Here is a 19,123-nt window from a genome sequence, read left to right as displayed (position 1 = left end):
GGGGGAGCCCGACAACGAAGGCTGAGTGGTCGGCTCTGGAATTCTTTCGGGGGTTATCTGGCTGAGACGACCTTGCGCCGGACGGTCGAGAAGAAGATCTCGCCGCCGTCGGCGAACCGGCCCCGCCAGGTGCGCACGGTGTCCACCCGCACACCCACCTCGACAGCGATCCGCGGGGTCGACCTGCCACGAGTCGCCAGGAGCACGATCTGTGATCGGATCCTGGCCTGGTGCGGAGTCTCGTGACCGTAGGCCGCCTTCTTCAGCCGTTGCCGCTCGGCGGCCGTCAGGACTATGGGGCGGGCGGCAGGAACAGGCAAGGCAGACAGGCCGATCAGCAGAAGTGGATCACAACGCCATGAGGGTCCTGCTCATGCCGTCTCGTGGTGGAGACGGTCCAAGGCGGTGAGTTCCTCCACCGACAGGCGCAGGGAGCCGACGGCGACGTTCTGGGCGAGGTGGTCGAGGTCGCCGGTGCCGGGGATGGCCAGGACGTGAGGGCCCTGGTGCAGTGTCCACGCCAGCCGGATCTGGGCTGCGCTCACGCCGTGGGCGCGGGCGATGGCGTGCACCTCCGGGCTGTGGTCGGTGGTCGCACCAGCGGTGCGTCCGGTGCCGGCGATCGAGTAGAACGGCACGAACGCGATGCCCTGCTCACCACAGATGCCCATGAACTCCTTCTGCTCGGGCGATGCGCCGATGCCGTACATGTTCTGGACACAGACCACCGGTGCGATGGTCTGAGCCTCGGCGAGGTGGTGGGGGTGGATGTTGGACAGGCCCAGGTGCCGGATGAGTCCGGCCTCGCGCAGTTCGGCAAGTGCGCCGAAGCGTTCGGCGATGGAGTCGGTGCCGACGATGCGCAGGTTCACCACGTCGAGGTGGTCGCGGCCGAGCCGGCGCAGGTTCTCCTCGACCTGGCCGCGGAGTTGCTCGGGGGTGGCGTGCGGCAGCCATTGACCTGAGGGGGCGCGGCCCGGTCCGACCTTGGTGGTGATGACGAGGTCGTCCGGGTAGGGGGCCAGTGCCTGATTGATCAGCTCGTTGGCACAGCGCAGCGACGAGAAGTAGAACGCGGCGGTGTCCAGGTGGTTCACGCCGAGTTCGATCGCGCGGCGCAGCACACTGATCGCCTGGTCGCGGTCGCGTGGGACGGCATCGGCCGCGAATGCCTCGCCGTGCTGCGTCAGGCGCATCGCGCCGAAACCGATCCGGTTGACCGTCAGGTCGCCGAGCTTCCAGGTGCCCGATGCCGCTGCGGTGATCGTTTGTGAGGTCATGGCGGGATGATCTACGCACAGTAGGCTGGCCCGCCATTGATTCGCACATGCCTGAATCCATTGAGGAGCGTTCATCGTGGCAGAGCTGGCGTTCTCGACGAGCGACCTGGCGCAGGTGCGGTTCGCCGTCTCACCGATGTGGGAGGTCGCCCCCAGCTTCCGACTGCTGACGTCCGCCGCCGCGCATCCGATCCACGGACCCTGGGCCGACCAGGTACGCCCGCGCATGGTGGCCGCCGGGCTGGACCGGGGCTGGCTCCGCGAACTGGTCCCGCCCACCGGCGGCTACGTCCCCGACTTCCTCAACCCGGCCCCCGCCGGACCGGCCCCCACCCCGGCGGCGGAGCGGGACGCGATCCGGGCCTCGCCCGCCGACCGGGTACGCCAGGACCTCGACCACCTCGCCCGCCACCGGGGGAACCTCGGCCCCCGGCTGCGAGCCCTGCACAACGACCCACAGGGCCTCCTGGCCAAGGTCGCAGAAGAGCTCGAAACGTACTGGGAGCTGGTACTCGCCCCCTACTGGGCACGAATCCGGGCAGTCCTGGACGCAGACATCCTCTACCGGGCCCGTCTGGCCGCCGAGCACGGCGCCGGCCACCTCCTCAACGACCTGCACACGTCCGTGAGCTGGGACGACAACGCGCTCCGGATGTCCCGCCGAAAGCAGCCGCTGACCCGCACGACGGCAGGCACGGGACTGCTGCTGATCCCCTCCGCCTTCACCGGACCAGGGTTGCGCACCCGAACGACGCCGCCGGACCCGCCCCAACTCGCCTATCCGGCGCGCGGTGTCGGCGCACTATGGACGAAGCGCCCCGTCACCCGGACCGGCACCCTCTCCGCCGTACTCGGCCGCTCGCGGACCCTGCTGCTGACCGAGTTGGAGATCCCGGCCTCCACCACACAGCTGGCCCACCGCACCGGACTCTCCCCCGCAGGGGTATCCCAATACCTCACCGCGCTCCGCAACGCGGGACTGGTCAGCGCCCACCGCGCCGGCCGCTCCGTCCTCTACGCCCGCACCGCCGCAGCCGAAACCCTTCTCCAAGCCGCCTCCGCCTGACCTCACGTCAACTCCCGAAGGATTTACGGAGCCAACCACCAAGGAGAGAGAGACCTCTCCTTGCCGGTCTCAACGTATAACTCGGCGGGGGGCTTGCGGCAAGACCCGGGGGACGGCGCAGAATCCCCTGGTCGATGCCGCCGCCCGTGGGGCGGGGCACGACGTGCGCGACCGGCCGGGGTGTTCCGCCGGTCCATCCGTCAGAGGGAAGCAACCAGGAATGAGTACGTGTCCGACAAGAGGTTCGACAGAGGGCGAGGCGCCGGTGATCGGACCGGCCGCCGCAGTGCAACGGGATACGACCGCCCTGGAGGTGCCGCGATGACGGACCCGTACGTGGTGGACCTCGGCGAGGTCGACGAGACGCGTGTCGCGGCCGTGGGCGGCAAGGGCGCGCACCTGGGCGGACTGTCGCGGATCGAAGGCATCCGCGTGCCGGACGGCTTCTGCGTGACGACGGTGGCCTTCCGGCGGGCGATGGCGGAAGTCCCGTCGATCGGCGATCGGCTCGATGAGCTGTCGCGGCTCGACCCGGAGGACAACGAGGCGATGCGCACGCTCAGCGCACGGATCCGCCGCACCATCGAAGAGATCGCCGTCCCGGCCGACATCGCGGCGGCGGTCTCCGGCTCGCTCGTCCGGTTCGGCGAGCGAGCAGCGTACGCCGTCCGGTCCAGCGCGACGGCGGAGGACCTGCCGACGGCCTCCTTCGCCGGCCAGCAGGACACGTATCTGAACGTCCTGGGGCCGGCCGCGGTCCTCCGGCACATCAGCCGGTGCTGGGCCTCGTTGTTCACCGAGCGGGCCGTCATCTACCGACAGCGGCACGGGATCGACCACCGTTCGGTCCACATGGCCGTGGTCGTGCAGCGGATGGTCTTCCCGCAGGCGTCCGGCATCCTGTTCACGGCCGACCCCGTTTCCGGCCATCGGAAGGTCGCCACCGTGGAAGCCGGCTTCGGCCTCGGCGAGGCACTGGTCTCCGGACTGGTGAACCCGGACGTCTTCACGGTCCGGGACGGCGAGGTCGTCACCAGGACCGTTGCCGCCAAGGAGCGCGCCGTCCACGCCCTGCCCGCCGGGGGTACGCGGGAAGTGGCGGTCGACGCAGGACAGCGGGAGACACCGGCGCTGACGGATGAGCAGGCCGTCCGCCTCGTGGGGCTCGGCCGCAGGATCGAAGCGCACTTCGGCCGCCCTCAGGACATCGAATGGTGCCTGGTCGACGACTGCTTCCGGATCGTGCAGAGCAGACCGATCACCACCCTCTTCCCCCTCTCCGTCATCGAGAACGACGACGAGGGGAACGACCGGGAGACCGCCGCGGGGGACGACGGGGGGAATCGCGTCTACGTCTCCGTCGGCCACCAGCAGATGATGACCGACCCCATGAAGCCCCTCGGGTACTCCATGTGGCAGCTGACGGCCATGGTGCCGATGCACGAGGCCGGCGGACGGCTGTTCGTCGACGTCACCCCGCGCCTGGCATCGCCCACGAGCCGCGACGGCCTCCTGGACGCCCTGGGGAAGAGCGATCCGCTGGTCAGGGACGCCCTGGAGACCCTCCTCGAACGCGACGGCTTCGCTCCCCCGCTCCCGGACGCGGCTCCCGCCGCGCCGCCGTCCACCGATGCCCCCGCCCCGATCGAGACCGATCCGGCCGTCGTCACCGAACTGATCGAGCGCAGCCGAGCGTCCGTCGCCGCCCTGGAGCGTGACATCCGGACGAAGAAGGGGCCGGCACTGTTCGACTTCCTGCTGGAGGCCTTCGAGGAGCACAAGCGGGTCCTGGCCGACCCGCTGAGCATGCGGGCGCTCATGGCGGGGATGGACGCCACCTGGTGGCTCAACGACAAGCTGCGGGAGTGGCTGGGCGAGAAGAACGTCGCTGACACGCTGACGCTGTCGGCCCCCGACAACATCACGTCGGAGATGGGACTGGCGCTGCTCGACGTCGCGGACGTGATCCGTCCGCTGCCGGAGGTGCTGGCCTTCCTGCGGGACGCCGAGCACCTGGAGGACGCCACCTTCCTGGACGAGCTCGCGAAGACCGAGGGCGGAGGCGAGGCGCGCGAGGCCATCGAGGCGTACCTCGACCGGTACGGCATGCGCTGCGTCGGCGAGATCGACATCACCAGGCCGCGGTGGCGCGAGCGCCCCACCACGCTCGTTCCCGTGATCCTCGACAACGTGCGGAACTTCGGCCCGGGAGCCGCCGAACAGCGCTTCGAACAGGGCCGGCGGAAGGCCCGGCAGAAGGAACAGGAGGTGCTGTCACGGCTGCGGGCCCTGCCGGACGGGGACCGCAAGGCCGAGGAGACCCAGCGGATGATCGACCGGGTCAGGACCTTCATCGGATACCGGGAGTACCCGAAGTACGGCATCGTGAGCCGCTACTTCGTCTACAAGCGGGCCCTGCTGGCGGAGGCCGATCGGCTCGTACGGGACAACGTGCTCGCCGAGAGGGAGGACGCCTTCTTCCTGACGTTCCAGGAACTCCACGAGGCCGTACGGTCCGAGCGGGCGGACGCGCAGCTCATCCAGCGGCGCAAGGAGGCGTTCCGGGCGTACCACGCGCTCACCCCGCCCCGCGTCCTCACGTCGGACGGCGAGGCCGTCTCCGGCGCGTACCGGCGCGAGGACGTGCCGGGCGGCGCGCTGACCGGACTGCCGGTGTCCGTCGGCACCGTCGAGGGAAGGGCCCGCGTCATCCTCGACATGGCGGAGGCCGACCTCGAAGCGGGCGACATCCTGGTCACGACCTTCACGGACCCCAGCTGGTCGCCGCTGTTCGTCGGCATCGCGGGCCTGGTGACGGAAGTGGGCGGCCTGATGACCCACGGCGCGGTGATCGCCCGCGAATACGGCCTGCCGGCCGTGGTGGGCGTGGAGGGGGCCACCCGGCTGATCCGGGACGGGCAGCGGATCCGCGTCCACGGGACCGACGGGTACGTGGAGCTCCTGCCCTGACCGCCCTCACCGAGGCAGTCGGCTGGACGGAGCACGAGTTGGCGCGGCTCGGAGGAGGGAAACGGGAACCGCCCCCTGAACGAGACCTGCCACCATCGCCCAAGCGGTCCGGGGCGCAGCACCGTCCGGGTGCCGCGCCCGACCGATGCCGCTTCCACGACGGGCGGCCCCCGGCACCGGTCCGGACGGCTGCCGGTGCCTGTGTCCGGGACTTCTCGTCCACGGCCAGGACCAGGGCGCATCACCCGTCGGGGGCGTCCGGCCGAGCCTCCGGGCGGCCAGGGCTGCGGCCTGCTCGTCCGTGATCCTGAGCGCGGCCGATCCACCAGGTACGCGACGCCCTCGCCGATCCGCTCCTCCATGACCCGCCGAACCGGGGCGGCGCTCAGCGCGGCAGGTCCAGCTCCGCGCGGACCGTCTTGCCCGGATCGCGGTCCAGGACCGCCCAGCGGTCCGCCAACGCCTCCACGATCAGCAGACCTCGCCCGCCGTCGGAGCCGTCCTCCGGGACGGCGAGCTCGCCGGGGCCGGGCGGCCGGCGTTCGCCGCGGGTGTCGGAGACCTCGATCCGCAGGAGGCCGGGCATCTCCGGGTCGCCGGGCACGTACGTCAGCCGCAGTTCGAAGTTGCGGCCGGGGACACGGCCGTGGGTCACCGCGTTGGCCGCCAGCTCCCCGATGAGCAGGGCCGCCGACTCCGAGGCGTCACTGAGGTACGCGATGCCCCAGGTATGCAGCTTGTGCAGGCCGACGCGACGGGCGAGCCGGGCACCACGGGGATTCGCCGGGTATTGATGATTGAACACACGTACGGTTACCGGGTGTTGGGTCTTCGTAGGAGCTTCCATGCCCCTACGTTCCGGGCTTTCGGCCCGTCTCCACCAGGTCAGGAACTCGTACGCTGCGTCAGCGTACGAGCGCGAAGGGTAGACGGTACGGATCACGTTCCGTAAGCATGGATGGATTGCTCACCGGCACCAGGACACGGGGAGGTGGCCGTCCATGACGCACGGCACCGACATTGATGCTGATACTCGGGTTCCGGCGGTCGTGACTCGGGCACTGACTGACGCCCTGCTGGGCTGTCTTCGCGCTGTTCTGTCCGGCTGCCGGAGCTCGTTCTCATGGCTCCGGCCGGGCGGAACATGACCTGATAGGAGCTTGGTCAGAAGCCCCTTCAATGTCCTGTCTGCGCCACCCGGCCGGCGCCCACCTTCGGCTGGGAAGGCAGTATCAGCATGGCATCAGAGGTTGCGGCGGACACCGTGGACCAGGATGTGTTCGGTGGGGTCGATTCCCACGCTGACACCGTCCACGTCGCTGTGATCAGCGAAAACGGCGGTCATCTCGCGGATGCGGAGTTCTCCACCACCGCCGCTGGATACGCGGCAGCCCTGGCCTTCCTGGCCGCGCACGGGCGTGTGGTCTCGATCGGGGTGGAAGGCACCTCGTCCTACGGGGCCGGTTTCACGCGGACCGCCCGCTCCCACGGGCACCAGGTTGTCGAGGTCAACCGCCCCGACAAGGCCGAACGGCGCCGCACCGGCAAGTCCGACCCGATCGACGCCTACGCCGCCGCCCGCGCCGCCCTGTCCGGCAGAGCCTCCAGTTCCCCCAAGGACGACACGGTCGCCGGGATACGTGCCCTGCACAACGCAGCCCGCTCCGCCGTCAAGGCCCGCACCGCCGCGCTCAATCAGATCGGCAACGTCCTCATCACTGCCCCGGAAGCCATCCGCGCGAAGTACGGGCAGCTCAAGGGCACCGATCGCACCGAGGCCCTGGCCCGGCTGCGGCCGGCCGGTGACGCCCTCCACATCGCCGTGCTGACCGCGTTGAAGAGCCTCGCCCGCCGGGTCAAGGAGCTCACCGCCGAGCACGAAACACTGACGCGGGCCCTGGATGCCGAGGTCACCACCCACAACCCGGGCCTGCGGGCCGCCTACGGTGTCGGCCCCGACACCGCCGCACGGCTGCTGATCACCGCGGGCGGCAACCCCGAACGGATGCGGACCGAGGCGTCCTTCGCAGCGCTGTGCGGGGCTGCCCCGGTCCCTGCTTCCAGCGGCAGAACCAACCGGCACCGACTCTCCCGGGGCGGCGACCGAGCGGCCAACGCAGCCCTCTACCGCATCGCCCTGGTCCGCATGTCCGGCGACGCCCGGACCCGCGCCTACGTTGCGCGACAGACCGCTGCCGGAAGGACGAAGAAGGAAATCATCCGGATGCTGAAACGGGCCATCGCCCGGGAGATGTTCCGCTGCCTCACCAGCACGGTCACCATCCCGGGCATAGCCGATCTGCGGCCCATGCGGCAGGCCAGGAACGTCACCCTCACCGCCGTCGCCCAGCACTTCGGAGTCTGGCCAACCACTATCTCCAGACTTGAACGAGGACTCAGCAGGGACGACGACCTCGCCCACTCCTACCGCGACTGGCTTCAAGCCGCTTGACAGCAATAGGAGCATCAGCTTCGGCACCACCGCACAGGGCATCTCGGGCAGCAGCGGCTCACGCGGGCGCGCCGGATTCGAGCCCGAACCGCAGTACAGCCTCAAGATGTTCGGGGAGGTGGTCAAGACCTTCCGCAAGCGGGCCCGCCTGACACAGGAACAGCTCGCCCTGCGCGTCCGGTACTCGGTGGAGACCATCGCCTCCATCGAGCAGGGCCGCCGCCTCCCGCCCCCGGACTTCGCGGAGCGCGCGGACAGCGTGCTCGACGCGTTCGGCGTGATCGAGGCCGCGGCGAAACACCTCACGCGGCAGAAGGGGCTGGCGAAGTGGTTCCACCAGTGGGCGAACCTGGAGCTGTCGGCGCTGAGCCTGTACACGTACGAGTCCCGGATGATCCCAGGGCTGTTGCAGTCGCCCGGTTACACGCGGGCATTGTTCGCCAATCGGCTGCCGCCGCTCTCCGACGAGCAGATCGAGGTTCGGCTGGCAGCCAGGCAAGAGCGCCAGCAACTCCTGCGGAACCGACCGAACACCGCGTTCAGCTTCATCCTCGAAGAGCACCTGCTTCTGCGGAACCTGGGGGGCGACGAGGTCACCAGGGAGCTGCTCGACCACATCATCGACCTGTCCGAGCTGCGTAACGTCACCATCCAGATCATGCCGTTGGTACGCCGTCGCCACTCCGGGATGGACGGCCCCATGCAGTTGCTGGAGACCCCGCAACACCAGTGGTACGGCTACCTGGAGGGACAGATGTACGGCCAGCTCATCACCGACCCCAAAGTGATCAGCGCGTTCCAGATGCGGTGTGCCAGTATGCGTTCACAGGCTCGTACGTCGGAGGACTCCAGGAGCCTGATGCAGCGGATGCGAGGAGCAACATGAGCACCACACCCCTGGCCTGGTTCAAGAGCAACTACAGCGGCAGTGACGGCGACTCCTGCGTGGAGGTCGCGCTGGAGTGGCACAAGTCGAGCTACAGCAGCGCCGAAGGCGACTCCTGCGTCGAGGTCGCCGCCTGCCCCTCGACCGTCCACGTCCGCGACTCCAAGCTCGACGAGAGCCCCCAGCTCGCCCTCGCCCCGGCCTCCTGGACCAGCTTCCTCGGGTACGCCGTCCAGGGCTGAGCGAGCCTTCGGGTCTTCGTCAGCCGACGCTCCGCGCGCGGACGGACCGGGCCGACTCGGCGCGCAGCCGTGTCGCGTACCAGGCCAGGGCGAAGCAGATGCAGGCGTACATCACCACGGCCTGGATCGCGTAGTTCGGGTAGTCGATGATCCAGGCGCTCGCCGTGGGGTCGGTGGCGTGGGCCGGGTTGTCCGCCACGTGCGGCAGCAGCCACGCGACGAGGCCGCCGACCCCCTGGGCCGCGATGTACAGCGCCACGAACTCCCCGAGACGCCACAGGTAGGTGCGGCGGCTCTCGCGGATCAGGACACGGACCCGGCCTCGGGCACCGCCCGGACGCCAGTGGGAGCCGCCCGGCGCCACCCGCGCGCTGACCTCCGGCGCGAGCACCACCGCGCCGACGACCAGGGTGAGCAGCAGGGCCATGCCCACCATGAGGAGCGACTCGGAACCGGCGCGACTGCGCATCAGTTGCGGGATCAGCGTCAGCACCAGGAGCGGCAGGTTCACCGCGAGGCAGGCCCCGTAGGTGCGGGCCAGGGCGCTCGCGTCCGGGAGGGAGCCGTCCGAAGGAGACCTGTGTGTCGCAGAGGTGGCTGTCATGGGCCGAGCCTAGCCTCGATACTTCACCAAAGTGAAGTAGTTTTACCGGGACGGCAGCGAGAGGGCGGACATGGCGGCACAGGGCGACGGCGGACCCGACGGCCGGGCGATGGGGCAGGAGTTGAGCCTGCGGGTGATCCTCTTCCACGAGGCCGTCGCCGCCCATCTCGGGCTCAACGCCACCGAGCACAAGATCCTCTCCCTGATCGCGGCGGAGCCGGGGGTGAGCCCGGGACAGCTGGTGGACCGCACCGGGCTGTCCAACCCCGCCATCACCAAGATCGTCCACCGGCTGGTCGCGCTCGGCCACGTGGACCGGCGCAAGGACGGTTCGGACGGGCGGAGGTACGCCCTGAGCGTCACGGCGGGGCACCGGCAGGACCTGGCCCGGCTCTTCGCGCCGATGGCCGAGGCGATGAACGGCCTGGTGGACGGCATGGACGACGGGGAGCGCGCGGCGGTCACACGGTGGCTGACCGGCACGATCGAGATCCTGCGCCGGTCGACGGCCGACCTGACGCGGGAGCGGGAGTCCGGCCCACCCGTCCGACGTACGCGGCCGACGCACGGAGTGGGCTCCCGGTCCGGAACGCCCGCGCCGGACGGGTAACGTAAAGAGGTACTGACTGATCGACTCATGGGCCTCCTGACGGGCTGCGTGACCCAGGAGGAGGAGCCCACCACCATGACGACCAACCGTGGACGCAAGGACGTCATCCGCGACCGGATGGCCGCCACCGGCGAGTCGTACAACGTCGCCGCCCGCAACCTCAAGGCCATGAAGGACACCGCCGCCACCCGCGACGCCGTCCTCGTGCAGCGGTGGACGCCCGCCGACTCCCTCGACGTGCCCTGCCCCTGCGGCGGGACGTGTGAGCCCGGCGAGACCTGCGACCACTGCCACGCCCGCCACCGGCACGTGAAGCGCTACCCCGGCTCCACCACCGACGTCGAGACCTGGGCCGACCGCTACGAGTGCACCGGCTGCTCCTCCGCGTACACCCTCACCGTCCACCTCGCCGGGCGCCCCTGGGGCGTCGCGGAGACGGTCGTCCAGGGCGGATCGGGCGAGGAGGTCGTGCAGGCGACGGTCTTCCCCGGCGTGATCCACCCGCTGCTGCGGTCGGGGACGGCCTGCCAGGGCGACGCCGAGGAGTGACCGGCCCGGAGCCCGCGCCCGTGTGATGGAATCGGCCCCATGAGTGCCCAGGACGTCGCCCGCAGGCTGCCCGATCCACCCACCCTCCGCGACCGCTGCCGCTCGATGGCGATGCTGGACGCCGTCATGCAGCCGGACAAGCCGTATCTGCGCCGCCACGGCTTCGACGCGCACTGGTCCCCGGCGCGGGAGCTGGCCTCCATGGACAACGGGGGCGGGGACACGTATTCCATCGTCTTCTCCGCCGCGGGCACGTACATGATCGGCTTCGACCACACCTCCGATCTGAATCCGTACGCGAGCGACGGCCAGGAGCCGTTCCCCGGAGTCCTGGACAGCGTCCCCGAGGTCTTCCGGGCCTGTGTGGAGGAACCGTCGTTCCGCCTCGACGACGTGCCGATGGTGACCGCGTGCCTGTGGCGGGAGGCCGGCGACACCGCTTGGCGCACGGGCGACGTGGACCCGCGCCTCGGCGACGACGGAGCGGACTGGCTGTTCGACATGCTGACCGACGGGACGCCGCAGACCTATGCCGAGTGGGCCACGAGCTACTTCGACGCCCCGGTCGACCTCGACGCCGTGCGGGACGTCTACGCGCTGCGCCCCCTCACCGCCGACCTGGTCCGGGCACTCAATCCGGCGGTGACACCGGAACATCTCGGTGACGCCGCCGCCGCCATCGGATACCCCCGCGCCTCCTAGCGGCGCGGAGCCCCCGCCCCGGCTCGCGCGGAGGCGGGGGCCTCTACGGCCGGCCGTGCGGCTCAGCCCTCGTCAGGCGTCAGGTTCAGCGAGATCGAGTTGATGCAGTAGCGCTGGTCCGTCGGGGTCGGGTAGCCCTCGCCCTGGAAGACGTGGCCCAGGTGCGAGCCGCAGCGGGCGCAGCGCACCTCGGTGCGGACCATGCCGTGGCTGCGGTCCTCGATCAGCTCGACCGCGTCGGTGTCCTTCGGGTCGTAGAAGGACGGCCAGCCGCAGTGCGACTCGAACTTGGTGTCGGAGCGGAACAGCTCCGCCCCGCAGGCCCGGCAGGAGTAGACGCCCGCCGTCTTCGTGTCGGTGTACTCACCGCGGAAGGCGGGCTCGGTGCCGGCCTGGCGCAGCACCGCGTACTCGGCGGGGGTCAGCTCTTCCCGCCACTGCTCGTCCGGCTTCTCGACGTCGTACGGCACGGCTCGCTCCTCAGCTCGACAGGTGGTCGCTCGGCCCGGTCGCCCCTCGGCTACCGGCCGCCCGACAGGTGGTCCAGGATGCGCGGGCCGAGGTCGGTGACGTCGCCCGCTCCCATGGTGAGAACGAGATCGCCGGGCTTCGCCATTCCCGCGATCACCGCGGGGACCTCCGCCGGGTCGTGGACGGCGGTGACCTCGGCCCCGGCCGCCTTCGCCGCGTCGATGATCAGGGCGCTGGTGATGCCGGGGACCGGGTCCTCGCGGGCCGGGTAGATGTCCAGGACCACGGAGGCGTCGGCCAGGGTCAGGGCCTGGCCCATCTCGGTGCCCAGCTCCTGGGTGCGCGAGAACAGGTGCGGCTGGAAGACGACCAGGATGCGGGCGTCGGCGGCCGCGCCGCGCATGGCCTCCAGGTCGGCGGTCATCTCGGTCGGGTGGTGCGCGTACGAGTCGATGACCTGCACGCCCGCCGCCTCGCCCTTGAGCTGGAGGCGGCGCTTGACCCCGGTGTACGAGCCGAGCGCGGAGGCCAGGTTGTGCGCCGGGATACCGAGGGCGACCCCGGCGGCGAGCGCGGCGACCGCGTTGTGGGCGTAGTGGCTGCCGGGGACGGAGACGGTGAAGGTGAGGAACTTACCCCTGAGCAGGACCGTGACCTCGCTGGTCAGACCGCGCGGGGTGACCTTGTGGACCCGTACGTCGGCGTCCTCGGCGGAGCCGTAGGTGACGACCGTGAGGTCGGAGAGGTCGCGGACCCGGCGGGTCAGCTCGACCGCGCCGGGCTGGTCGGCGGAGACGACCAGGGTCCCGCCGGGGACGACCTTGCCGACGAAGGTCTCGAAGGAGTCGTAGATCTCGTCCATCGAGGCGTAGTTCGCGTGGTGGTCCAGCTCGACGTTGAGGACGATCGCGACCTCGGGGTCGTACTTCTGGAAGCTGCGGTCGCTCTCGTCCGCCTCCGCGACGAAGATGTCCCCTTCGCCGTGCGTGGCGTTGGTGCCGGGGCCCTCCAGGTCGCCGCCGATGGCGTACGAGGGCGCCAGGCTCAGCGAGGAGAGGGCGACGGCCAGCATCGAGGTGGTGGTCGTCTTGCCGTGGGTACCGGCCACCGCGATGGCGCGGAGCCCGTTCATCAGGGAGGCCAGCGCGTCGGAGCGGTGCACCACGGGGACGCCCAGCTCGTTCGCCCGGAGCAGCTCCGGGTTGTCGGCGCGGATGGCGCTGGAGACGACCACGCAGGACGCGTCGTCGGCCAGGTGGTCCGCCGCGTGTCCGATGTGCACGGTCGCCCCCAGCGCCCGCAGGGACTCGGCGGTGGCGGACTCCTTGGCGTCGCTGCCCGCCACCTTCGCGCCGCGCTGGGCGAGGATCTTGGCGATGCCCGACATTCCGGCGCCGCCGATGCCGATGAAGTGCGGTCGTTCCATGGCGGCGGGAATGCCGGGTGCCATCTGTGCTCCTGCGGGTTTCGGGTTCCTGGGTCGCGGACCGGTGCCACTCCGGGCCGCACGCCCAGCCTATTCGCTGTGCGCGAAGAGCTTGAGCACCGGGACGCCGACCTTGTGGCGGGCGCGGGAGGCCCAGTCGCGGTGGAAGAACTCCTCCACGTAGTGCGGGGCGGTCAGGACGATGACCTCGTCGGCGCCCGCCTCCTCGACGACGGTCTTCAGCCTGTCGAGGGGGTGGTCCTCGATCACCTGCCCGACCGCCTCGGCTCCCGCCTGGCGCAGGGCGCGGAGCGAGTATTCGAGACCCATCTCCGCGGGCTCGCGGGCCTCGCCGCCCTCCGGCTCCTCCCCCTCGCGGACCGCTTCCTTCAGCTCCCCCATCGCCACGTCGTCGATCGCGCGCAGCAGAACATCGGCCTGGTCGCCGCGCGGCTGCAACAGAACGACGAACGAGATCCGCTCCTCGCCGTGGAGCGTGGTGACGAAGTCCACGTCCTCGGGAGTGAGCGGCTTCTCGATCATCAAAACGCTTGTGAACACGACAGGGCGCCCTTCCGCTTCTTCGTCTCGTCCCCGGCGCGTGCGGCCGGGGACGGTCGTTTGCTGAAACCATCCTTCCCCGTGCTTCCACGGGGACTGCAGGGGTAAGTGTGCCCATCCGACGCTAAGCGGAACGGTAAATTCCGCTAACTGTCAGTCCGACGGTACCGAGAGAAGAGGAAACCGGCCTCTTCCAGCAGTGATGCCAGGGAAAAACGTTCCGGCACGGCGATTCCAGGCCCTCCGGCGATGCGCTGAGCGTCACCCGCTGTGAGCATCGGGGCGATCGTCAGGCAGAGCTCGTCCAGCACCCCGGCCGCCACGAACTGACCGAGCAGCCGGGGGCCGCCCTCGGTGAGCTGCCGGCGCAACCCCCCGGTCGGCCAGTTCGCGCACGGCACGGGCCGGGTCCACCCCGGCGCCGTCGCCCGCGATCACCACCTCCGCACCCGCCTTCCTGGCCGCTTCCACGCGGTCGGCGGGGGCCTTGGCACCGGTCAGGACGAGGGTGGGGACCAGCGGCTCGGTGAACAGCGGCAGCGAGAAGTCCAGGTCCAGGGAGCCGCTCACCACCGCGACGGCGGGGGCGGGGCCCTGCCCGGCGGCAGCCCGCCGGGCCGCGAACGCCTCGCGGGCGCGGGCGGGGCGGTACCCCTCCTGGCGTACGGTCTCCGCCCCGGCGATCACCACATCGGCCAGGGCCCGCAGGGTGCCGAAGATCCGCATGTCGGCGGCGCAGGAGATGGGCTGCGAGCGGCCGTCGTGCTGGGCGGCGCCGTCGAGGGTGGAGACCATGTTGGCGCGCAGCCAGGAGACGCCGGGCGTTCCGGTTCCTCCGGGCGCTCCACCGTGCGGGTGGGCGGGGTAGGCGTACACCTCCGCCAGCTCGTCGAGGCTCCACTCGCGGTCGGTCGGGGGCCCGGCCGGGCCCTCACCTCCCGACGTGCTCGTTGTCAGGTCCGTCACAGGGAACAGGCTTCGCATGGGTTGCAGTCTGGCACGGGCCTTAGGGTGGAGAGTTGTGTCGTCATCCACCGCGTTTCCGGGGCAGAGCCCCCTCTCCGAAACGGCCCCGCTGTCCCTGTGCGCCCGCGAGCCGCACGTCCCCGCCGACCGTCTGGTCGCCGAGATGGTGCCGCCGCCGCGCTTCGATTCGGTGCGCTTCGACACGTACGTACCCGACCCGAACCAGCCCAGCCAGAGCGAGGCGGTCACGGTCCTGGCGGGGTTCGCCGCCGGGCTCGGCGGGGCGCACGCGACGGGGTCCGGCCGCCGCCGGTGGTTCGGGAGCAAGAAGCCGGCCGCGCCGGCCGGGCCGCGCGGGGTCTACCTCGACGGCGGCTACGGCGTCGGCAAGACCCACCTGCTGGCCTCCCTGTGGCACGCCACCCCGGCCGAGCCGTCGCTGAAGGCGTTCGGCACGTTCGTGGAGCTGACGAACCTGGTGGGCGCGCTGGGCTTCCAGCAGACCGTGCGGACGCTCAGCGGGCACCGGCTCCTGTGCATCGACGAGTTCGAGCTGGACGATCCGGGTGACACGGTGCTGGTGTCGTCGCTGCTCAGCCGGCTGGTGGAGGCCGGAGTGGCGCTGGCCGCGACCTCGAACACGCTGCCGGGCAAGCTCGGTGAGGGCCGGTTCGCCGCCGCCGACTTCCTGCGCGAGATCCAGGGCCTGTCCGCGCACTTCCGTCCGTTGCGCATCGACGGCGAGGACTACCGGCACCGCGGGCTGCCCGAGGCCCCGCCGCCGTACACGGACGAGCAGGTGACCCGGACCGCGTATGCCACGCCGGGCGCGTCGCTGGACGACTTCCCGGCGCTGCTGGGCCACCTGGCCAAGGTGCACCCGAGCCGGTACGGGGCGCTCACCGACGAGCTGGGCGCGGTGTGCCTGACCGGGGTGACGGCGGTGCCCGACCAGTCGACCGCCCTGCGCCTGGTGGTGCTGGCCGACCGGCTGTACGACCGGGAGGTCCCGGTGCTGGCCTCGGGGCTGCCGTTCGACCAGCTGTTCAGCGACGAGATGCTGAACGGCGGGTACCGGAAGAAGTACTTCCGTGCGATCTCCCGGCTGACCGCGCTGGCGCGTGACGCGAAGAGCCTGGTGGCGCAGTAGGTTCGGGGGCGTAACGCGGCGGGGAGCGGCGCACGACGGGCGCACCCCGCCATTACCCGTACAACCGCGCACACCGTTCGAAGGGATTCCAGCATGGCTACCACGCGTCACGCGCACACGGTCTGGGAAGGCAACCTGATCGAGGGCAAGGGGGTCGTCTCCCTCGACTCCTCCGGCATCGGGGAGTACCCCGTCTCCTGGCCCGCGCGCTCGGAGCAGGCGAACGGCATGACCAGCCCGGAGGAGCTGATCGCGGCCGCGCACTCCAGCTGCTTCTCGATGGCGCTCTCCCACGGGCTGGCCGGGGCCGGCACCCCGCCCACCAAGCTGGAGACGAAGGCCGACGTGACCTTCCAGCCCGGCACCGGCATCACCGGCATCCACCTCACGGTCCAGGGCACGGTCCCCGGTCTCGACGAGGCGGACTTCGTGAAGGCGGCCGAGGACGCCAAGGCGAACTGCCCGGTCAGCCAGGCCCTTTCGGGCACGACGATCACCCTGACGGCGTCGCTGGCCTGACCGGCCGGGTCCGCCGGGACGGCCTGTCCGGATCGGCCGCCCGACCACTGGCGGACGGCCCTTCCCACCAGGGCCGTCCCAGCAGCACCACGAGGCGCGGGGGCGCGCATGGTTCCCCCGCGCCTCTGTGCGTGCTACACACGTGCGGGTCACTTCACCTGTCCGCCAACAGGGAGTCACCTCATGTCAACCGCACCTCGCTCCACCGCAACGCGACGACAGGTCCTGGCCGGCAGCGGCGCGGCCGCCGCGATCGCCTTCACGGGGGCCTTCTCCGAACTCTTCGCGGGCACGGCCGCCGCGCGTGGCCACGGCGGCTACGGCCCCCTCGTCCCCGACCCGGACGGCCTGCTCGATCTGCCGAAAGGATTCCGCTACCGGGTGCTGTCCCGGCAGGGTGAGCCGCTGCGCTCCGGCGAAGGCCCGGTGCCCGGCAACCACGACGGCATGACGGCGCTTCCGGGCCGTAACGGCCGGGTGCACCTCGTCCGCAACCACGAGAACCGGCACACCGCCGCGATCGGCGTCCCGACCGTCGCGGGGCTGACGTACGACCCGGCGGCCAAGGGCGGCTGTACGGCCCTGGAGCTGGACGGCCGCAACAAGGTCCTGGGCGAGCGCGTGGCCATCGCCGGTACGGCGGTCAACTGCGCGGGCGGGCCCACTCCGTGGCGTACCTGGCTGACCTGCGAGGAGAACGAGGACAGGGCCGGGACCAACGGGTACACCAAGGACCACGGCTTCATCTTCGAGGTGGACGGCGCCGATCCGCGCCGCACCGGGGCCGTCCCGCTGACCGCGATGGGCCGCTTCCAGCACGAGGCGATCGCCGTGGACCCGAAGTCCGGAATCGTGTACGAGACGGAGGACGCGTTCGACAGGCCGTTCGGTCTGTTCTACCGCTTCCTGCCCGAGAAGCCGCTCGGCGGCACCGGTTCGCTCCGGGCGGGCGGGGCGCTGGAGGCGATGCGGGTGCCGGGCGTGCCCGATCTCTCCGCCGTCCAGGAGACCGGCGCGAGCTTCGACCGGATCGAGTGGGTTCCCGTGCCGGATCCGCTGGCCAAGGAGACGGCGATCCGCTTCCAGGACTTCGGCCCGAAGGGCATCACGCACGCCCAGAAGCTGGAGGGCTGCTACTGGGGCGGCTCCTCGGTCTACTTCGTCTCCAGCTTCGCCCGCAGCGACGAGGGCTCGGCGGCCGACCACTACGGGCAGGTCTGGCGCTACGAGCCGAAGAAGCGGCGGCTCACCCTGGTCGTGCTCTTCGGCCCGGACAGCGACATCCAGCTGCCGGGCGAGTCCCCCGACAACATCTGCCTGGCGGCGGACGGCGGGCTGATGGTCTGCGAGGACGGCGGCGGCGCTCAGTACGTGCTCGGGGTGACCCGGCGCGGGGAGGTGTACACGATGGCGCGCGGGCGGCAGAACATCGGGACGCCCCGGGAGCCGGAGTGGGGCGAGTTCGCGGGCGTCGTCTTCTCACCGGACGGTTCGACGATGTACGTGAACTGCTACACGCCGGGGACGACGTTCGCGGTGACGGGGCCGTGGTGCTGAGACAGCCGCCGCCCATCGGGTTCACCTCGGAGCGCCATCGACCAATATGAGCGGATTGTCGGATATTTTCCGTGAGTGATCACTCCTGCGCGGACGACGACGGCTCTGACGGTGGCGGGGGCGCTGGCCTGCGCCGCGCTGACAGGGTGCGGGGGCGCCGCCCCCGCGCCCGCTCCCCCACCGAAAGCGGCCGCTCCGGCACCGGATTCCGCTTCGGCACCGGCCTCCGCTCCCGCCGGGCCGAGGAAGCCGCCCACGATGGCCCCCGGCCCGGCGGGCCGTACCCCGGTCTTCACGCGGAGGGTGACGGGCGGGGGCGGAAACGCGGGCGGCCGGTCGGCGGAGAAGGTCCTGGCCCTGACGTTCGACGCGGACATGACGGCCGACCAGGGCCGCCGAGCCGCCTCCGGCGAACGTTTCGACAACCCGGAACTGGTCGCGCTGCTCCGCCGGTTGAAGGTGCCCTCCACCGTCTTCATGACCGGGCGCTGGGCCGAGGAGTACCCGGCGCAGGCGAAGGCCATCGGGGCCGACCCCCTGTTCGAGGTCGCCAACCACTCGTACAGCCATCACGCCTTCAGCTCCCCCTGCTACGGGCTGCCGGTGGTCGACAGGGCCCTGATGACCGCCGACGTGGAACGCGCCTTCGCCGCGTTCCGGAAGGCGGGGGTGCGGAACGTGGTTCCTTACTTCCGCTTCCCCGGCGGCTGCTACGACGACGCGGCGCTCCGCGCGCTGGCCCCGGCGAACGTGACGGCCGTGCAGTGGGACGTGGTCAGCGGCGACGCCTTCGCCACGGACGCCGACGCGGTGGCCGACCAGGTCCTGGAGGGGGTACGCGCGGGGTCCCTGGTGGTGATGCACTGCACCCGCAGCGCTGCCCCGGCCACGGAGGCGGCGGTACGCCGGATCGTGCCGGAACTCCGCGCGCGCGGCTACCGCTTCGTGAAGGTGTCGGAGCTGATGGGGGACGGCGGGCGGTAGCCGGGGCGCGGCCGTCGTGGCGATGGCCCTGGTCCTCCGCGACCGGTTCGGGAAGCGGGTCGCTCGGGGCCGCCTGGCGGAAGGAGCGGCCGGGAAGCCCCCTCCCCGGTGGGCGGAGGCTTCTCGGT

At 71.0% G+C, this 19,123-nt stretch carries 19 protein-coding genes and 1 pseudogene; 12 read left to right on the top strand and 8 right to left on the bottom strand.

The window, feature by feature from the left end; all coding sequences use genetic code 11:
* Positions 1–53 precede the first annotated feature (53 nt).
* Positions 54–320 (bottom strand): helix-turn-helix domain-containing protein, encoded by a 267-nt coding sequence (locus tag QFZ71_RS25465; protein ID WP_307670484.1) that lies wholly within the window; start codon positions 318–320, stop codon positions 54–56.
* 51 nt (positions 321–371) lie between these two features.
* A complete protein-coding gene (locus QFZ71_RS25460) occupies positions 372–1,280 on the bottom strand; it encodes an aldo/keto reductase (RefSeq protein WP_307670483.1) in 909 nt (302 codons plus the stop codon).
* A 73-nt stretch (positions 1,281–1,353) separates the two neighbouring features.
* On the opposite strand from QFZ71_RS25460, the gene QFZ71_RS25455 reads away from it, so the two are divergent.
* Together QFZ71_RS25455 and rph are read left to right on the top strand one after the other, a co-directional pair.
* Positions 1,354–2,346 (top strand): DUF5937 family protein, encoded by a 993-nt coding sequence (locus QFZ71_RS25455; protein WP_307671581.1) that lies wholly within the window; start codon positions 1,354–1,356, stop codon positions 2,344–2,346.
* 321 nt (positions 2,347–2,667) lie between these two features.
* Entirely contained in the window at positions 2,668–5,316 is a 2,649-nt protein-coding gene (gene rph, locus QFZ71_RS25450; RefSeq protein WP_307670482.1) for a rifamycin-inactivating phosphotransferase, read from the top strand.
* 385 nt (positions 5,317–5,701) lie between these two features.
* Here rph and QFZ71_RS25445 read toward each other — a convergent pair whose 3' ends face one another.
* Positions 5,702–6,163 (bottom strand): ATP-binding protein, encoded by a 462-nt coding sequence (locus QFZ71_RS25445; RefSeq protein WP_307670481.1) that lies wholly within the window; start codon positions 6,161–6,163, stop codon positions 5,702–5,704.
* Between the two features lie 390 nt (positions 6,164–6,553).
* Here QFZ71_RS25445 and QFZ71_RS25440 point away from each other — a divergent pair, with 390 nt between their 5' ends.
* Genes QFZ71_RS25440 through QFZ71_RS25430 form a run of 3 tightly spaced genes read left to right on the top strand, consistent with a single transcriptional unit; the run spans position 6,554 to position 8,896 of the window.
* Entirely contained in the window at positions 6,554–7,768 is a 1,215-nt protein-coding gene (locus QFZ71_RS25440) for an IS110 family transposase (RefSeq protein WP_307668400.1), read from the top strand.
* Positions 7,769–7,781: 13 nt separating this feature from the next.
* Positions 7,782–8,654, top strand: coding sequence for a Scr1 family TA system antitoxin-like transcriptional regulator (locus tag QFZ71_RS25435; RefSeq protein WP_373465207.1), 873 nt, complete (start codon positions 7,782–7,784; stop codon positions 8,652–8,654).
* Entirely contained in the window at positions 8,651–8,896 is a 246-nt protein-coding gene (locus QFZ71_RS25430; RefSeq protein WP_307670480.1) for a DUF397 domain-containing protein, read from the top strand. The genes QFZ71_RS25435 and QFZ71_RS25430 overlap by 4 nt, the downstream gene beginning before the upstream one ends.
* Before the next feature lie 19 nt (positions 8,897–8,915).
* Here QFZ71_RS25430 and QFZ71_RS25425 read toward each other — a convergent pair whose 3' ends face one another.
* Positions 8,916–9,500, bottom strand: coding sequence for a hypothetical protein (locus tag QFZ71_RS25425; protein WP_307670479.1), 585 nt, complete (start codon positions 9,498–9,500; stop codon positions 8,916–8,918).
* A gap of 70 nt (positions 9,501–9,570) precedes the next feature.
* Here QFZ71_RS25425 and QFZ71_RS25420 point away from each other — a divergent pair, with 70 nt between their 5' ends.
* From QFZ71_RS25420 to QFZ71_RS25410, 3 genes are all read left to right on the top strand, one after another.
* Positions 9,571–10,110 carry a MarR family winged helix-turn-helix transcriptional regulator gene (locus QFZ71_RS25420; protein WP_307670478.1) on the top strand — a complete coding sequence of 180 codons (540 nt, stop codon included), beginning with the start codon at positions 9,571–9,573 and terminating at the stop codon, positions 10,108–10,110.
* A gap of 75 nt (positions 10,111–10,185) precedes the next feature.
* Positions 10,186–10,659, top strand: a complete 474-nt coding sequence (locus QFZ71_RS25415; RefSeq protein WP_307670477.1) for a hypothetical protein — start codon at positions 10,186–10,188, stop codon at positions 10,657–10,659.
* Positions 10,660–10,698: 39 nt separating this feature from the next.
* Positions 10,699–11,361 (top strand): hypothetical protein, encoded by a 663-nt coding sequence (locus QFZ71_RS25410; protein ID WP_307670476.1) that lies wholly within the window; start codon positions 10,699–10,701, stop codon positions 11,359–11,361.
* A 62-nt stretch (positions 11,362–11,423) separates the two neighbouring features.
* On the opposite strand, the gene msrB is transcribed toward QFZ71_RS25410, so the two are convergent.
* The 4 genes and pseudogenes from msrB to QFZ71_RS25390 all read right to left on the bottom strand — a co-directional run bounded on the left by msrB (position 11,424) and on the right by QFZ71_RS25390 (position 14,803).
* On the bottom strand, positions 11,424–11,831 hold the full coding sequence (gene msrB, locus QFZ71_RS25405; RefSeq protein ID WP_073221101.1) for a peptide-methionine (R)-S-oxide reductase MsrB: 408 nt from the start codon (positions 11,829–11,831) through the stop codon (positions 11,424–11,426).
* A gap of 50 nt (positions 11,832–11,881) precedes the next feature.
* On the bottom strand, positions 11,882–13,282 hold the full coding sequence (murC, locus tag QFZ71_RS25400; RefSeq protein WP_307670475.1) for a UDP-N-acetylmuramate--L-alanine ligase: 1,401 nt from the start codon (positions 13,280–13,282) through the stop codon (positions 11,882–11,884).
* Between the two features lie 66 nt (positions 13,283–13,348).
* A complete protein-coding gene (locus QFZ71_RS25395; protein ID WP_307670474.1) occupies positions 13,349–13,801 on the bottom strand; it encodes an indole-3-glycerol phosphate synthase in 453 nt (150 codons plus the stop codon).
* Positions 13,802–13,965: 164 nt separating this feature from the next.
* Positions 13,966–14,803 (bottom strand): annotated as a pseudogene (locus QFZ71_RS25390) (pyrimidine reductase family protein).
* Between the two features lie 37 nt (positions 14,804–14,840).
* Between QFZ71_RS25390 and zapE the strand changes: the two are divergent.
* The 4 genes from zapE to QFZ71_RS25370 all read left to right on the top strand — a co-directional run bounded on the left by zapE (position 14,841) and on the right by QFZ71_RS25370 (position 18,995).
* On the top strand, positions 14,841–15,935 hold the full coding sequence (gene zapE, locus QFZ71_RS25385; RefSeq protein ID WP_307670473.1) for a cell division protein ZapE: 1,095 nt from the start codon (positions 14,841–14,843) through the stop codon (positions 15,933–15,935).
* Positions 15,936–16,028: 93 nt separating this feature from the next.
* A complete protein-coding gene (locus tag QFZ71_RS25380; RefSeq protein WP_307670472.1) occupies positions 16,029–16,454 on the top strand; it encodes an OsmC family protein in 426 nt (141 codons plus the stop codon).
* 183 nt (positions 16,455–16,637) lie between these two features.
* Positions 16,638–18,011: an alkaline phosphatase PhoX gene (locus QFZ71_RS25375; RefSeq protein WP_307670471.1), complete on the top strand. Its 1,374-nt coding sequence runs from the start codon at positions 16,638–16,640 to the stop codon at positions 18,009–18,011.
* A 258-nt stretch (positions 18,012–18,269) separates the two neighbouring features.
* Positions 18,270–18,995 carry a polysaccharide deacetylase family protein gene (locus QFZ71_RS25370; protein ID WP_307670470.1) on the top strand — a complete coding sequence of 242 codons (726 nt, stop codon included), beginning with the start codon at positions 18,270–18,272 and terminating at the stop codon, positions 18,993–18,995.
* Positions 18,996–19,123 lie beyond the last annotated feature (128 nt).

Origin of the sequence: Streptomyces sp. V2I9, assembly GCF_030817475.1 — a bacterium.
GTDB lineage: Bacteria > Actinomycetota > Actinomycetes > Streptomycetales > Streptomycetaceae > Streptomyces.
Note: the sequence above shows the minus strand (reverse complement) of the source record. Positions and strands in the feature narration are given on the sequence as shown.

Excerpts from the sequence above, each read along its gene's own strand:
- QFZ71_RS25460 (WP_307670483.1), bottom strand. The coding sequence starts at position 1,280 with ATGACCTCACAAACGATCACCGCAGCGGCATCGGGCACCTGGAAGCTC.
- rph (WP_307670482.1), top strand. The coding sequence starts at position 2,668 with ATGACGGACCCGTACGTGGTGGACCTCGGCGAGGTCGACGAGACGCGT.
- QFZ71_RS25445 (WP_307670481.1), bottom strand. The coding sequence starts at position 6,163 with ATGGAAGCTCCTACGAAGACCCAACACCCGGTAACCGTACGTGTGTTC.
- QFZ71_RS25440 (WP_307668400.1), top strand. The coding sequence starts at position 6,554 with ATGGCATCAGAGGTTGCGGCGGACACCGTGGACCAGGATGTGTTCGGT.
- QFZ71_RS25430 (WP_307670480.1), top strand. The coding sequence starts at position 8,651 with ATGAGCACCACACCCCTGGCCTGGTTCAAGAGCAACTACAGCGGCAGT.
- QFZ71_RS25425 (WP_307670479.1), bottom strand. The coding sequence starts at position 9,500 with ATGACAGCCACCTCTGCGACACACAGGTCTCCTTCGGACGGCTCCCTC.
- QFZ71_RS25420 (WP_307670478.1), top strand. The coding sequence starts at position 9,571 with ATGGCGGCACAGGGCGACGGCGGACCCGACGGCCGGGCGATGGGGCAG.
- QFZ71_RS25415 (WP_307670477.1), top strand. The coding sequence starts at position 10,186 with ATGACGACCAACCGTGGACGCAAGGACGTCATCCGCGACCGGATGGCC.
- QFZ71_RS25410 (WP_307670476.1), top strand. The coding sequence starts at position 10,699 with ATGAGTGCCCAGGACGTCGCCCGCAGGCTGCCCGATCCACCCACCCTC.
- murC (WP_307670475.1), bottom strand. The coding sequence starts at position 13,282 with ATGGCACCCGGCATTCCCGCCGCCATGGAACGACCGCACTTCATCGGC.
- QFZ71_RS25395 (WP_307670474.1), bottom strand. The coding sequence starts at position 13,801 with ATGATCGAGAAGCCGCTCACTCCCGAGGACGTGGACTTCGTCACCACG.
- QFZ71_RS25380 (WP_307670472.1), top strand. The coding sequence starts at position 16,029 with ATGGCTACCACGCGTCACGCGCACACGGTCTGGGAAGGCAACCTGATC.
- QFZ71_RS25375 (WP_307670471.1), top strand. The coding sequence starts at position 16,638 with ATGTCAACCGCACCTCGCTCCACCGCAACGCGACGACAGGTCCTGGCC.
- QFZ71_RS25370 (WP_307670470.1), top strand. The coding sequence starts at position 18,270 with ATGGCCCCCGGCCCGGCGGGCCGTACCCCGGTCTTCACGCGGAGGGTG.